Below are 14,258 nucleotides of genomic sequence, written 5' to 3' on the forward strand. Positions count from 1 at the left end.
ACCCACTGCTAAATTCGTGCTATATGGGGCCTCAACAAATACCATCCTCCACACAACGTCAATGCCCATCTGGGACCGTTACTGGGTGCCGTTTCGGCGAATATGAAACCTACTTTTCAATACCATTTAGCACCACATCAACCGACTTCAGCGAACCCAAACTGTTATTCCATGCTGGCAATATTTCCGCAGAAACCCCTGAGGCACGTGATGTCGGTTTAAGTATTACAGTGCCCACCGGAACACGCGCCGGACAAGATCTACCCGTCATTGCGTTTATCCATGGTGGGCGTTACGAACATGGACACTATGATTCCCCTGGCTACACTGGCAAAGGCTTTGCAAAAAGCGGATGCATTTTCGTTTCTATTGGATACCGAAGGCAATTTGAAGGTTTTGCAAATTTTCCCGGATCGATGCCGGGCCAATATCGCGGTGTCCAAGACTGCGCAACAGCACTTGAATGGCTCCAACACAATATCGAAAGCTTTGGCGGAGATCCCACAAATATAACGCTTATGGGGCAATCTGCCGGTGGCGGAATCGCACTGTGGTTATCCCGCCGAGATCACTATTGTGGAGCGTTTCGTCGTGTTATTGCACTTTCCCCGGCCTTTCCCCGGCAAGGATTTCATACCCGGATAAAAACCCTCAATCTCCTTACATTAGGGAAAGGAACGAAAGAGTATTTAGCTGAGCTTTCCATAGAAAAGCGCAGCAGAATCTACTGGCGGTTCCGCAATTTTTACTTGGATGATATGGCTCTTGGACCTTATCCCTTCGATCCCGAAGAATTTGCCGAAGTCCCTATGCTTTTAAGCAGTACCCGTGAAGAGATGTTCCTGGAACCAACCGCAAAACTCTTTGATTCACTGCGAATGCATAAACTTGTCATTCAAACCCGTGGACGCACTTTTGGAACTACAAACCCCAAACGGTATATCGAGGAAATGGAACGTCTTGGATTGAATCGTATTTCTGGGCATTTTATCGGTGATTCAACGATTCGGCGTTGGGTCTCTTCCACTGCCGAACACGCACCCGGACCACGGTGGCTTATGGAGTTTACTGGAGTAGAAGGGCTTCCTGCTTGCCATTGTGTTGATTTGCCCTTGATATTTAATGACCTCTATACAAATCCGCCAAGAATCACACAATTACTGGGACCAAATGCGCCAAAAACACACGCGCAATTAGCGCAAAAAGTTCACGATATTGCATTGAGTTTTGCACGAGGCGAAACACCTCAATGGCCAAAATACTCGCCACAATCCAGGATTTGCCGGTCAATAAGTCTTAATGGAAACATCAGCGTTTCCCATGATCCACTCCGCATAATTCGCGAGTCTTTTGCCTGCGCTGCATAAAAGACACTTTAACTCTATTTTCATTAGGGATTTTCAATTGCATGAAGCGTTACCATACTTCCAACTTTTAATTCGTTTCACACTTGCTAAATCGCTTTATTTTCGCAGCTACAAGCATATTTTTAGTTCGCGCAACCGAAAGACTACTCTAGACATATGTCCCCCAATCCTTACTGGTATCGCCAAGCAGTAATGTACGAGGTTTTGGTCCGTGCTTTTCAGGATTCTAATGGTTCCGGTAGCGGTGATCTCCGAGGCCTTACGGAAAGGCTCGATTACCTTCAGTGGCTCGGAATAGATTGCCTTTGGCTACCACCATTTTTTGATTCTCCATTGCGCGACGGCGGTTACGATATTCGTAACTTTCACCGCGTATTGCCGGAATTTGGCACAGTTGCTGAATTACAGGAACTGATTAAACAAGCACATGCCCGAGGGATCCGAGTTATTGCGGATTTCGTGGTAAATCACACTTCTGACCAGCATCAGTGGTTTGAGGCTTCCCGTAATGATCCGGACGGACCATTTGGCGATTTTTATGTATGGTCGGATAGTCCCACAAAGTATGATGGCGCTCGAATTATCTTTATTGATACCGAAAGCTCCAATTGGACATATGACGAAACACGCGGCCAATACTATTGGCATCGGTTTTTCCATCACCAGCCTGATTTGAATTATGAAAATCCGAAGGTCCAAGAAGCTATGTTGGACACCTTCCGATTTTGGCTAGACCTGGGTCTTGATGGCTTCCGGTTAGATGCAGTTCCTTACCTTTTTGAACAGGAAGGTACAAATTGCGAAAACCTGCCGCTTACGCATGAATTTCTGCAGCGCTGCCGGGCCGTTATCGACTCAGAATACACCGATAAAGTGTTGTTAGCTGAAGCAAATCAATGGCCGGAAGACGTTGTGCAATATTTCGGCACTGCTGAGGCACCAGAATGCCATATGGCATTCCATTTCCCTCTTATGCCTCGCATTTTTATGGGGTTAGCACAGGGAGATAGCCGCCCAATTCGAAACATTATTGCCTCAACTCCTGAGCTTCCAGATAACGGTGCCCAGTGGGGAATTTTCCTCCGTAACCACGATGAATTAACCCTCGAAATGGTTACAGATGACGAACGTGCGTTTATGTATGATCATTACGCCCCGCACCCTCGTATGAAAGCCAATGTGGGGATTCGACGACGCCTTGCGCCACTGGTCGATAATGACCCAAGGCGACTGAAGCTACTGACCGCGCTATTACTTACCCTCCCAGGCACCCCCGTACTGTATTACGGTGATGAAATCGGTATGGGCGACATTATCGACCTCCCGGACCGTGACGGAGTTCGAACTCCAATGCAATGGGCGGATGCACCAGGTGCGGGTTTTACCACCAGTACTGAAACCTATCTACCGATTATTGACGACGCCGTGTTCGGCTATCACTCCGTGAATGTTGCGGCTCAACAATCAGACCCGAATTCGCTCCTGCATTTTACTCGTAACATGATTGGGATACGGCAGAATAATCCGGCACTCTCTGATGGCGATTTTGAATTGCTTCCTGCTAATGAGATTGAGATACTGGCATTTCGTCGCACTACCCCAGAAATCGAGACAACCTGTTGTTTTAATCTATCTGACCATGCAGTATCGAGTACCATTGAAAACCGAGAAATAACTCTCGCTCCCTTTGAGTTCCGCATTTTCTAGGACTGCTGTATGTTAAGCCAACTCGCCGATTCACTCCTTCAAAGCCGCTTTTACGGTTCGAAAACTCAAGCAATTACCGGAATCGAATTACTGCAAACAGCGGAGATCGGCGAAGCAACATATTGCATTGCTCGTGTCCATCGCTGCGATGGACACGATCTTTATCAGCTATTTCTTGACGCCGAAGGCAATGATGTTTTAGCCCTACCAAAGGTAGCAACTGAATTCGGTATGCGAACTGCACTGGGTGCCACCCCAGGGAATCTCCACGCCCTAGTGAACCCAGTTTTGCCGGACGGTTTGCAGGGACGCAGCCTAGGTGCAGAGCAATCGAATACTTCATTGGTGTTTGGCAACTCCGTGCTAATGAAAGTGTTTAGGAAATTACAGCCCGGAATCAATCCTGATGTTGAATTGCTCCAAGGTCTCACCGAAAAAAATTGCGAATACATACCCAAATTGCGCGGCTGGGTTACAAACTCCATTCTTGGAGAAGAATACGTAACAGTCCTTATTCAAGACTTTGCACATAATTCATCGCCAGGTTGGGAAACCGCATTAGAATTTGCGGGCGCCCATCAATCTTTTACTAATGAAGCAAAGCTCCTTGGGCAAGCTACTGGGGCCGTCCATCGCAGTCTAGCCGAGGCTTTTCCAACGCATACAATTCCGGGAAATGAAATAGCCCAATCACTTGAAACGCGCCTGCATTCACTCACTAAAAATATTACTCAGCTACAAAAATATATTGAACCGGCTGTAAAAGCATACCAAGACCTCTACGACCTTGCCGTTCCTACACAACGAATGCACGGTGATTTCCATTTGGGTCAGGTTCTCCGCGCTAAAGATCGGTATCTTTTAATCGATTTCGAAGGCGAACCTGCCCGACCATTGAGCGAACGTAGACAACCGGATTGCTATATACGGGATTTAGCGGGAATGCTCCGGTCATTTGATTACGCCGCTAAATGTGCGGGAAATCAAGAAACCAAATGGGTGGAGGAAGCCACAGAGGCATTTCTTGCTGGCTATGGGTTCCAAGATACTGCTGATCAACACAAACTCTTGCACGCATATCTTGTAGATAAGTTGCTCTACGAGGTCGCTTATGAACTCAATAATCGCCCCGATTGGGTAGATATCCCGATGAGCGCATTGCAAAAACTGATAAGCAATTAATCGCTTGCTATAACCGAGTCATGGACGCCAAACACGCAAAACAATTGAGTAAAGAACTTTCTCGGGCCTTGCGGCACACGCCAGATCTATATGGTGTGAAACTCGATCGTGAGGGCTGGGTACCAGTTAATAGTTTGCTAGCGGGAATGCAACGACTGCCGCGCTGGCGTCACATTACACAGGCCGATATCGAACAGGTAGTTTCGTTTTTTAATAAGCAACGCTATGAAATAGCAGGAAATCAAATTCGGGCTTTATACGGTCACTCCGTACCAATTCGGATTGAAAAAGATTCCGCCACACCTCCGCCAATACTTTTTCACGGCACATCCCAGTATTACGCACAATCCATTTTGCAGTCTGGTTTGCAACCGATGGGCCGACAATACGTGCATCTTTCAGAGGATATTGAAACAGCAACAAATGTTGGTTTGCGGAAAGGCAAAGACTTAGCGATATTTCGTATCGATACCGCAAAAGCGACCACCGAGGATATTAGATTTTATTATGGGAATGATACAACTTGGTTGGCGGATTCCATTCCACCACAATTTATTTCATTAATTTCTCGGTAAGCTCTGTATGGGTTAATTGCATGACCATCCACGGACTATATTTTTCCGGATGACTTTGGATCTCTTTAATTGCTTGCTCCACAGGTAGCCAAAGGTACTCTTCAACTTCTCTCTCCCGCGGCGCAAGTAGATCCGGGTTATCCAGGTGCGCCACATATACCGGACATACTTCCCACTCCACTATTCCAGAATCATCCACCGCACGGTACTGAAATTCCGGCAACGCAAGTGCAATATCGGTGATCGCGCCGTCGATAAGTCCAAGTTCCTGCACTGATCGTCGCTGAATAGCGGCCAAATCAGATTCTCCAGGGCCCGGGTGCCCGCAAAAACTATTAGTCCAGATTCCCGGCCACGTATGTTTAAGTTGTGAGCGTCTTGTTAGAAGTAACTTGCCATTTGAATCGATAAGATAGCAAGAAAATGCCCGGTGAAGGGGAGTATTTTCGGTATGAATAGTAGCTTTTGGTGCCGTACCAGTCGGAGTGCCGTCGGACGTGCACAATACAACGAGCTCTGTGGGGGAGTTCATAAGTCTACTCTACTGATATGCCTTAAGACTTCGCCGTTATCTCATGAGACAATGTGAAGTATGCCTGAGCTACCTGCCCCCTTTGATGCGCGAACCGCTGCCTCAACAGCGTTTCTTCGCCAAACATTCCTCGACTTGGTAGCTAGAATCGCTAATTTAAGCGACGATGCGGCGAGTGCATGCACTCATGTTGGCCAGATCGCAACAGGCGGAAAACACCTCCGGGCGGCCCTCGTTCATATTGGTGCAGACCGCAACCCCGACACCCCTCCCGAGCGTGCCGACGTCGCGGTCGCTGCAGCGTTCGATTTACTGCACGCTGCATTTCTCGTATTAGATGATGTTATTGATGCTGATGAAACCCGACGCGGCGAACCAACAATCCACGCAGATGTACGTGACCGCTCCGGCGATGCCCATTATGGAAACTCCGTGGCCATTCTTGCTGGTACCGCCGCACTCAATGAGGCTTCCCGTCTGATTATCAATTGCGGAGCGCCGGCAGAAACTATTTTGCTTATTCTGCGTCAATTTATTGAAGCAACTGCCGATTCTATGCTCGGAGAATTTATGGATATCCAGCATTCTTTGCCCACGGCGCAACCGTCGAACCAGCTTATTGAATTAGCTTCTCGGCTGAAAACATCTACGTATTCATTTGAGGCACCCTTAGCTTGTGGTGCCCTCCTGGCAGAAGCCCCAGAGCGAATTCCACACCTTACACAGATTGGTCGTCGTTTAGGATCTGCCTATCAGCTCGCAGACGACCTGCAATCAGTTTATGGTTCTGTTGAAGATACAGGCAAAGATCCTGCTGGCGATATTGTCCACCATCGTGCGACACCATTAATTACATGCGCCAAAGAAACGCATGCTTGGCCAGAAATTGCACAAGCAATAGCCGATCGCGATATCCCAACAGTTCAAAAACTCTTACGATCTTGCGGCGCAGTGGACCGCGCAATCGATCAAGCTGAACAACATTTGAATCATGCACTACAAGGAATTGCAGCGGCCCACTTATCACCAGTTGCGCAAGTAGCGTTGCGTGAAGTTGTGATCGCAATTCAGGAGTCATTATATGTCTAGCAACACCCCTGAAGCACTATTTACGGAAATGTCATGCCGTGCCGCGGCCACAGTAATGTCCAAATACTCGACAAGCTTTTCCATTGCTACCAGGCTCCTCTCTCCACAGATACGGATGGATATCCGAAATCTCTATGCGGTGGTCCGAATAGCTGATGAAATCGTTGACGGTGCAGCAGCACGCCTTTCAAGTGAGCAAATCAGTAATGAATTACAAGATTTCCGCAACGCCGTATATCGGGGAATTGCATTGCATTTTTCCTCGAACCCCGCGATTCATGCATTCGCCTTAACAGTCCAACGTTGTAACATCCCCCACGAATATCTCGAAGCTTTCTTTGATTCAATGGAGCGCGACCTCCAGTTAACTCAACACAATCCCCAATCACGCGCCGAATATATTTACGGATCCGCCGAAGTCATTGGGCTTATGTGTTTGCACGTATTTACCGTCAAACATCCGCTGCATGGTGAGCAGTGGGACGTCGCAAAGCGTGGCGCACAAGCTTTAGGCGCAGCATTTCAAAATATTAATTTTTTACGGGACTTAGGAGCGGATCGCCACGAACTTGGACGCGAATATATCGCCCCTACAGCGGAAGCAAAAAATGCCCTAATTGCGGAGATACGCCAAGATCTTTCCAATGCATATGCCGCAATTCCGCTGCTGCCTATAAGCGCCCGAACTGGAGTACTCACTGCACACTACCTGTTTAGCGAGCTTGCGAACCGTCTCGACGCCACTCCAGTTGAAGTTATTGCTACCACAAGGGTGCGTGTGCCAGGTACGGTAAAAGCGAAGCTCACATCACGTGCAATCGCAACGGCGCCGCGCCTGCGCCCACCTCGGTGAAAGGATCCCCGCACCATGAGTGATTCCCCTAGTCGCACGATTGTTATTGGCGGCGGAGTCGCCGGACTAGCCACTGCAGCGCTATTGGCACACCAAGGACATCACGTCACCTTAGTAGAACAAAATAAGGAATTCGGTGGGCGCGCAGGACGATTTAGCGCACATGGATTCACCTGGGATACCGGCCCAAGCTGGTACCTTATGCCTGAAGCATTCGAGCATTTTTTTGCACAACTTGGCACAAGCGCCGCCGCTGAGCTTGATCTTGTGCGACTAGATCCCGCCTACCGGGTCTTTCCAGAAAACCACGCCCCCATCGATATTCGCACCGGCCATGCCGCCGAACTTTTCGAATCTTTTGAACCTGGTGCTGGCAAGAAACTCACCAAATACCTACGCAATGCGGAACGCACCTATCACACTGCAATAGAATTCTTCCTCTATACAACATTTTCCTCAATCCGCCCCTATATTCGATTAAAGCTTCTGCGTCACGGTGGCACACTTATTCGTTTACTTACTACAAACCTAAAATCATGGGTAGATAAACAATTTAGCCACCCAATACTACGACAAATTTTGCAATACCCCGCAGTGTTTCTTTCTTCTTCCCCCGCCAATACACCTGCAATGTATCATCTTTTAAGCCATACCGATCTAACCGAAGGAGTGTTCTACCCACGCGGTGGATTCCTGGCTTTTGTGGATACTCTACAACGCCTAGCCGAGCGTTCAGGAGCCGAGCTACGCACGGAATGCAAAGTAGAAGAAATCATTTGCGACCCAGGTTTTGCCACTGGACGCCGTCATGCGGTTCGCGGCGTACGAATTCGCACATCACACGACAAAGCAGAAACACTCTATGCCGATAATGTTGTTTCATGCGCGGACCTCCACCACACAGAAAATAATCTGCTTGAACCTGGGTTCCGGAGCTATCCGCAACGCTATTGGAAGCACCGCGATCCAGGCATTAGCGTTGTGGTTGCCTTATTGGGAATCAAAGGCCCACTGCCTGAATTCACACACCATCAATTGTTGCTTTCACAAGATTGGGAGACCGATTTTCGCGCAATTTTCACCGAGGGGAAAGCCTCTCAATCAATTTATATTAGTAAAACCTCTGCTAGTGACCCTGCAATGGCCCCTGAAGATTGTGAAAACCTTTTTATACTGATCCCGGTTGCTGCGAATCCGGAAATTGGTCACGGAAGCGTGTTCCAAGCAGATGGCCTAGCTTCCCCGCAGGTCGATAATATTATCGACTCAACGCTCGATCTTATTTCCCAGCGTGCCGGTATTCCAGATTTACATGAACGAATCCTCAGCCGACACAGTATCGGCCCCGGCGACTACCAGCAACAATTCAATGCTTGGCACGGCAATGCAATTGGTTTGGCACATACATTAAAGCAATCCGCATTTTTACGTGGCTCAAATGCTTCCAGAAAAGTCTCTGGCCTGTATTACGCAGGTGCTACTACGGTTCCCGGCGTTGGTTTACCCATGTGCCTTATTAGTGCAGAAAACGTTTTAAAACGTATTCGAGGTGATACTTCAACTGGACCAAGCTAAACGCTATTCTCGAACCCACGCACCGATTGGACCGTCTAATACAGGCGGCAAATCCCCAATAAGGTCATGTACGTTTTTATTTCGTTCCAGTTTATTTGTTAGTACTTTGCCTTTTCCTTGGGATTGATGCATTTGTGATCCTGCCCCCGGAGCGCCAACCGCACCCATGGGCACACCACTAGTAGTGTGCCCGCGTACTCCATACTGCCCTCCCATAAAACCTCCCGATCCTGCCACACCACCTCCCGATCCCAACGGTGTCTGAGTTCCCGGAGTTGGGTGAAACGGACCTCCAGTAATCGGTGCTGTCTGAGGGCGTTTTCCAAAGACAGAATGCATTGGAGCACCACCAACCGTACCGGGCACAGCTGTGGCATTTGATTGGATTCCGCTCGGTGTTGTAGCGCCAGTAATTGGTCCTGGATTGGATGTGTGTTTGATTTGAGTAGCTATTGGATCAACCCCATTCATGCCGGATTTTACAAAATTCTGTGGCTGAGGTGCTGCAATGGGGGAAGATTCAAACGGCGTTGCTGAATAATTTCCAGGATGAAAGGCATGCATCGATGGTGATGGCACCCCAAAGGAAGGTGCATGTGGAGTCGTAATTGGGCCAGGTACCGCAGCTTGGTGCGTACCAATGTTTCCGAAAATCCGTTGGATACCATCTAGTACTTGTCCGAGCGGATGACTACCAGTTGATCCAATTGATAGTGGTTGATTGCCGTCAGTAAGCAATTGTTCCGCACTATGAATAACAGTATCCGCCATTACTTTAGAAATCGAAGGTGAGTTCCCAAACTCTTGGTAGCCAGATTCAGCTACGCCAGAATTATTAAAGTTATTTCCAGAGCTGGATTTCACATCATAGTCCGGCTCGGTGTGTTGGATCATCTGCGCCTCTGCACTGTCCATAAGCCCGGAGATCAAAGGCACTCCCGCTTGGAGTGCTGCAGGAAATTCCCCGCCCATAAAACTTGCCAGAAATTCCTGTTCAGCTAGCTTTTTTAATGCTGGATCCTCGATTGCATTGATTTTCGCTTGCGCCACTGCCACTTCCCCGGAACCCCAAGAATGCACAGAGTCGATTTGCTGGAGAGTATCAGCCATAGTGGCTGCGTTTTCGGAAAAATTAAGCCCGATATCACTGGCAGCCCGCAGCACTTTTGCGGCTACTTCAAAAATATCTCCTTTATGGAGGGTTTGAAGTTCTTCCGCCACCCCAAGAAGTTGACGCGCTGCATCAGCGATCTCACCAGACATAACCGTCCAAATATGGCTGGCCTCACATAATACCTCCGTATCAGTTCCGGCAAAGTCAGATGCTAATTGCTGAATACTGCTCGCACCACCAGTTACCGGCGGCGCAAAAGTAAAAGCGCCATATTGCACTAGCGGCCGAGCAGGCGTATCTAGAGTTGCCTGTTGTATTGCGCCTTGGCCTTCTCCGGCATGGTAGATTCCGTGCGCATTATATGCCTCTTGTTCAGTAACTGCGCCAATGCTTGCAGCAAGGGCTTCAGCCATCCATCCCATATGCTGGGCATACGACTGGAGAACTTCAGACGCAGAGCCGGTCGCCCCATGTAACACTTGACCATGTGATTGCCCCAGCTGATTCAAGCCAGGCACATTGGAAAACGATGCATCAAGGAGGCAGGAGTCTGCACGCCGTAATGAACTTTGGACCAATTGTTCAATCTGTTGGATTTTTCCAGCAAGCTCCATGGCAGATTCTGGTACAAAGTCGAGCTGCATAATGGCCACCTTTGCAAAAATCGTTGTACGTATATATCGGCATACAAATACCTGACACAGCAGGTAGTTTCGCAATAGCTGGCCTGCAGATCCTTACCACGCAGCAACAAAACAACCTACTGAACTTTACGACGCCTCGGCCGTGCAGGTTGGTTCCATAGTCGCCGAATCACCCCTACATAAGGGTCCAAAACTGAACTTGCCTTGAAAAGTCAGGCCAGTTTTAGGTGCGCAGACTGATTGCCTTGGGTTTTCCCAGTTGGTTCAGCTGGTTTCCTAAGTGCATGGGCTGGTTCGCTAAAGGCATGGGCTGGTTCGCTAAAGGCATGGGCTGGTTTCCTGAGGTTGGAGCCGCTTTCCCTGCGGTTTGATAGGTCTACCCTATCAAACTAGTGATGTTTTCATCCTTACTGTCGCAGATTCCATAAAATCGCCTGAAAAAATGGAATTTGTGACAGCAACCCATGTTGTACACAACTGTTGACCTGGGGTTTGTCGCAGATTCCATAAAAACAGCGAAAAAAATGGAATTCGTGACAGGTTCCCTACCTATCGTGTCGCAGATTCCATAAAATCCGCCGAAAAAATGGAATCTGTGACAACACGCCCAACCAGCACCCAAAAAAGTCCAGCCAACGCCCAAAAGTCCAACCAGCGCCCGAAAAGGCTAAGCACCTCCCAACCAACGCCCAAAAGTCCAACCAGACCCCAGACGCTTCTCAATCAGATCCAATCAAATCCCAGTTCACCGGACGCACACAACCAAACCACCGGCCACAAAGCCAACAAAACCAGAGAGCAGTTACATATCTACCCGATCAAACTGCCTTTAAAAATCACATTTCCGGCTTGCAGCTCAGCCGAATACAAGTTCCCTACAGAAGTATTAAACACATACGAAACGCTGGTTTTTGCACCTGACCCGAGTGGCAAATCTAGCCCTGATGGCGTGCCCGCGGTCACCTCATCGAGGAGCTCCACCTCGGTTTCATTCCCTGAGTAATCAATAAGTTTTAACTTTGGGGAATTCACAGCATCTGGAGGTATAGCAACATCATTTAAGTTCTTAATATAAAGATTTACCGAAGCCCCGCCATTCGGCGCATATGTAGCCCCAACGAGTGTCCATTCAACATTCAGCCCGGGATCATGATGTTTACCGTAAATACTTTCGGCCTCTACAGGATCCACACTTTTTGCGCTAAAAGTAGGCTGGGAGATAGCACTTGCCGTTACACTTGGTTCTTGCGCGATCGGAGTTTCACGGAGATCTAATACGCTACAACCAGCGAGAATAGTAGCCGTTATAACAGTAAGCCCGGCCGCCTTGGGCCAAGCATTGCGTGCACTCATCCTTGACATATTGCACGTCTCCCTTCCTACGGCCCGCGCCGCCTTAGGACATTCTAATACGCACAACTTATCCATCGGAATACCTAGACCTTTTATTACCAAAATACCTGCATTACAAAGGCATTTTTTCTATGCATACTCAAACCCACCATTCTCAGCATTTTTACTACACAAGCCTGCCTGTACCTCCTACCCGGCAATATTCCAGACCGATAATCGCTTACGCCGCTAGAGTGGGAACATGCGTTTTCCAAATATGAAAGAACTCCAAGCACGCGGCACTCTCAAATGGACCAAATATCCAGCCGATGTCCTTCCCATGTGGGTTGCCGAAAGTGATTTCGGCACCTGCCCCGAAGTAAAACAAGCGCTTTTCGACGCCGTCGAGCGCGAGGCTTTTGGTTACCCCCCGGCCTCCGACGGATTAGCTGACGCATTAGTTACTTTTTCCCAGCAACGGTACGGTTGGGCACCCAAACCAGAGCATGTTTTTCCGATTCCTGATGTTGTTCGGGGAGTGTGTCTCGCGGTGGAACATCTCACCAGACCGGGTAGCGCTGTTATCGTACCAACCCCTTCATATATGCCATTTTTGGAACTTACGGGCGCGACCAAACGTGAAACAATGTTTATCGACGCCTACCATGGCATCGATCTCAATGATATTGAGCAATGTCTCCAACGCGGCGCTGGCAGTATCGTTTTAGTCAGCCCCTACAATCCGCTAGGTTTCGCTTTTGAAAAGGACTACTTAGTCAAGCTGGCGGAACTTGTAGCCCGATATGACGCTCGGATTATTGCGGATGAAATTCATGCACCTTTAGTTTTTGGCACCCACAATATTCCAGTTGCATCTGTTTCAGACACCGCCGCTGAAGTCACCATCACTGTGACCGCAACATCCAAAGCTTGGAATGTCGCAGGATTGAAATGTGCTCAAATGGTCTTTTCAAACCCGAAGGACGTCCAAGCCTGGGAACGCATTCACCCTATCCTTCGCGAAGGCGTTTCAACCATAGGTCTCATTGCTGCTGAAGCTTGCTATCGAGCCCATCAGGAATTTTTGGACAAACAAATCGACGTTCTCGTGAATAATCGAGACACTCTGATTACCGAGCTACCAAAAATCCTTCCAGGCGTTCGCACAACCGTACCAAACGCAACATACCTAATGTGGATCGATTTCCGGGAAACCCCCATCGCCGACAACCCCGCGGCCCATATCCTGCAGCGCTGCGGAGTTGCCTTAAACGAAGGCACGACTTTCGGTCCAGGCGGTGAAGGTCACGCACGGTTAAACTTTGCTTGTACTCCAGAAGTCTTGGCGGAGGGCCTTAGCAGGCTCGCAAATGCGTACTAGTATCCACGAGACGGATCAACTTCAGTAAGCATACGTTCACCCCTAATAAACCGCCGGTAGTTTTCCGCAACTACTGGCGCCAAAAATGCATCCATGGTGTGCAGGGTATTTGCTGTATGTGGGGTAATAACCACATTGCTCCGACCCCATAGTGGATGTCCGTCTGGCAGGGGTTCTGGATCTGTTACGTCCAGACCAGCTCCAGCGATCTGCCCGCTATTTAATGCTGCAACAAGCGCTTCAGTGTCTACAACTTCCCCGCGAGCAACATTAATGAGCAGTGAAGAAGGTTTCATAGCCGCAAAAATCTCGGTATTCACCATATGTTTGGTTTCTTCAGTAAGCGGGCAACATAGAATTATATGGTCAACCTCGCCTGCAACGTCGATAAGGCGATCATTTCTTCCTACAGGAACAACTTCGGAATCGAACACAGGAAGGATTTTTTCCAAGGCCTTTCCGATACCTCCCATACCAACAACAGCCGTGCGCGTACCGAGGAGCATGCTTGTGGATTCATCAACACTTAAATCTTTCGGCCAGGAGTCTGTCCTCACCATATGAGGGATGCAGTGTTTTAAGGAAAGCAATAATGCCATTGCTGATTCAGCAACTTGCTTCCCGTAAATCCCAGATGCATTTGACCAACGTCGATCGGGGGTAATATGTCCATCTCGAAAGTACGCATTAATACCTGCAAATGGGAGCTGTACCCACTGAATATTTTCCGGGAGCTTTGGGAACGGACGTACGGGTACCTGGGTAAATACAAAAATATCTGCAGCTTCAAGTGAATCAACAATATGTGCGCCTTCGCTCCGAAGCGCCTCCTCCACTTGGGGGTACGAACCAAAACCTATATATACCTTCATGCCCGTTTATGCTACCACGGGGGCTTTACCCAGTT

At 48.6% G+C, this 14,258-nt stretch carries 12 protein-coding genes; 8 read left to right on the top strand and 4 right to left on the bottom strand.

All coding sequences use genetic code 11. From position 1 onward, the window contains the following. Positions 1–23: 23 nt before the first annotated feature. The 4 genes from CFREI_RS09920 (at position 24) to CFREI_RS09935 (ending at position 4,831) form a co-directional block, all read left to right on the top strand. Positions 24–1,367: a carboxylesterase family protein gene (locus CFREI_RS09920; protein WP_051255783.1), complete on the top strand. Its 1,344-nt coding sequence runs from the start codon at positions 24–26 to the stop codon at positions 1,365–1,367. Positions 1,368–1,523: 156 nt separating this feature from the next. Then, entirely contained in the window at positions 1,524–3,074 is a 1,551-nt protein-coding gene (treS, locus tag CFREI_RS09925; RefSeq protein ID WP_084170638.1) for a maltose alpha-D-glucosyltransferase, read from the top strand. A gap of 9 nt (positions 3,075–3,083) precedes the next feature. Continuing rightward, positions 3,084–4,256, top strand: a complete 1,173-nt coding sequence (locus CFREI_RS09930; protein WP_027011769.1) for a hypothetical protein — start codon at positions 3,084–3,086, stop codon at positions 4,254–4,256. A 20-nt stretch (positions 4,257–4,276) separates the two neighbouring features. Further along, on the top strand, positions 4,277–4,831 hold the full coding sequence (locus CFREI_RS09935; protein WP_027011768.1) for an RNA 2'-phosphotransferase: 555 nt from the start codon (positions 4,277–4,279) through the stop codon (positions 4,829–4,831). Here the strand turns inward: CFREI_RS09935 and idi are convergent. After that, positions 4,809–5,363: an isopentenyl-diphosphate Delta-isomerase gene (gene idi, locus CFREI_RS09940; protein ID WP_027011767.1), complete on the bottom strand. Its 555-nt coding sequence runs from the start codon at positions 5,361–5,363 to the stop codon at positions 4,809–4,811. The two genes, CFREI_RS09935 and idi, sit on opposite strands and share 23 nt — an antisense overlap. Positions 5,364–5,423: 60 nt before the next feature. On the opposite strand from idi, the gene CFREI_RS09945 reads away from it, so the two are divergent. Genes CFREI_RS09945 through crtI form a run of 3 tightly spaced genes read left to right on the top strand, consistent with a single transcriptional unit; the run spans position 5,424 to position 8,880 of the window. Further along, positions 5,424–6,452: a polyprenyl synthetase family protein gene (locus CFREI_RS09945; RefSeq protein ID WP_051255781.1), complete on the top strand. Its 1,029-nt coding sequence runs from the start codon at positions 5,424–5,426 to the stop codon at positions 6,450–6,452. After that, positions 6,445–7,305, top strand: coding sequence for a phytoene/squalene synthase family protein (locus CFREI_RS09950; RefSeq protein ID WP_027011766.1), 861 nt, complete (start codon positions 6,445–6,447; stop codon positions 7,303–7,305). Before CFREI_RS09945 ends, CFREI_RS09950 begins: the two co-directional genes overlap by 8 nt. A 15-nt stretch (positions 7,306–7,320) precedes the next feature. Next, entirely contained in the window at positions 7,321–8,880 is a 1,560-nt protein-coding gene (gene crtI, locus CFREI_RS09955) for a phytoene desaturase family protein (RefSeq protein ID WP_027011765.1), read from the top strand. Positions 8,881–8,883: 3 nt separating this feature from the next. On the opposite strand, the gene CFREI_RS09960 is transcribed toward crtI, so the two are convergent. Together CFREI_RS09960 and CFREI_RS09965 are read right to left on the bottom strand one after the other, a co-directional pair. Further along, the gene (locus tag CFREI_RS09960; RefSeq protein WP_027011764.1) at positions 8,884–10,638 is read right to left on the bottom strand and encodes a hypothetical protein; all 1,755 of its coding nucleotides are present in this window, start codon (positions 10,636–10,638) and stop codon (positions 8,884–8,886) included. 810 nt (positions 10,639–11,448) lie between these two features. Then, positions 11,449–12,000, bottom strand: coding sequence for a hypothetical protein (locus tag CFREI_RS09965; RefSeq protein WP_156907691.1), 552 nt, complete (start codon positions 11,998–12,000; stop codon positions 11,449–11,451). A gap of 232 nt (positions 12,001–12,232) precedes the next feature. Between CFREI_RS09965 and CFREI_RS09970 the strand changes: the two genes are divergently transcribed. Next, the gene (locus tag CFREI_RS09970; RefSeq protein ID WP_027011762.1) at positions 12,233–13,351 is read left to right on the top strand and encodes a MalY/PatB family protein; all 1,119 of its coding nucleotides are present in this window, start codon (positions 12,233–12,235) and stop codon (positions 13,349–13,351) included. On the opposite strand, the gene CFREI_RS09975 is transcribed toward CFREI_RS09970, so the two are convergent. Continuing rightward, entirely contained in the window at positions 13,348–14,223 is an 876-nt protein-coding gene (locus CFREI_RS09975) for a D-isomer specific 2-hydroxyacid dehydrogenase family protein (RefSeq protein WP_035111312.1), read from the bottom strand. The genes CFREI_RS09970 and CFREI_RS09975 overlap by 4 nt on opposite strands. Between the last annotated feature and the right edge of the window lie 35 nt (positions 14,224–14,258).

This window comes from Corynebacterium freiburgense, from assembly GCF_030408815.1.
GTDB classification, from domain to species: Bacteria; Actinomycetota; Actinomycetes; order Mycobacteriales; family Mycobacteriaceae; genus Corynebacterium; species Corynebacterium freiburgense.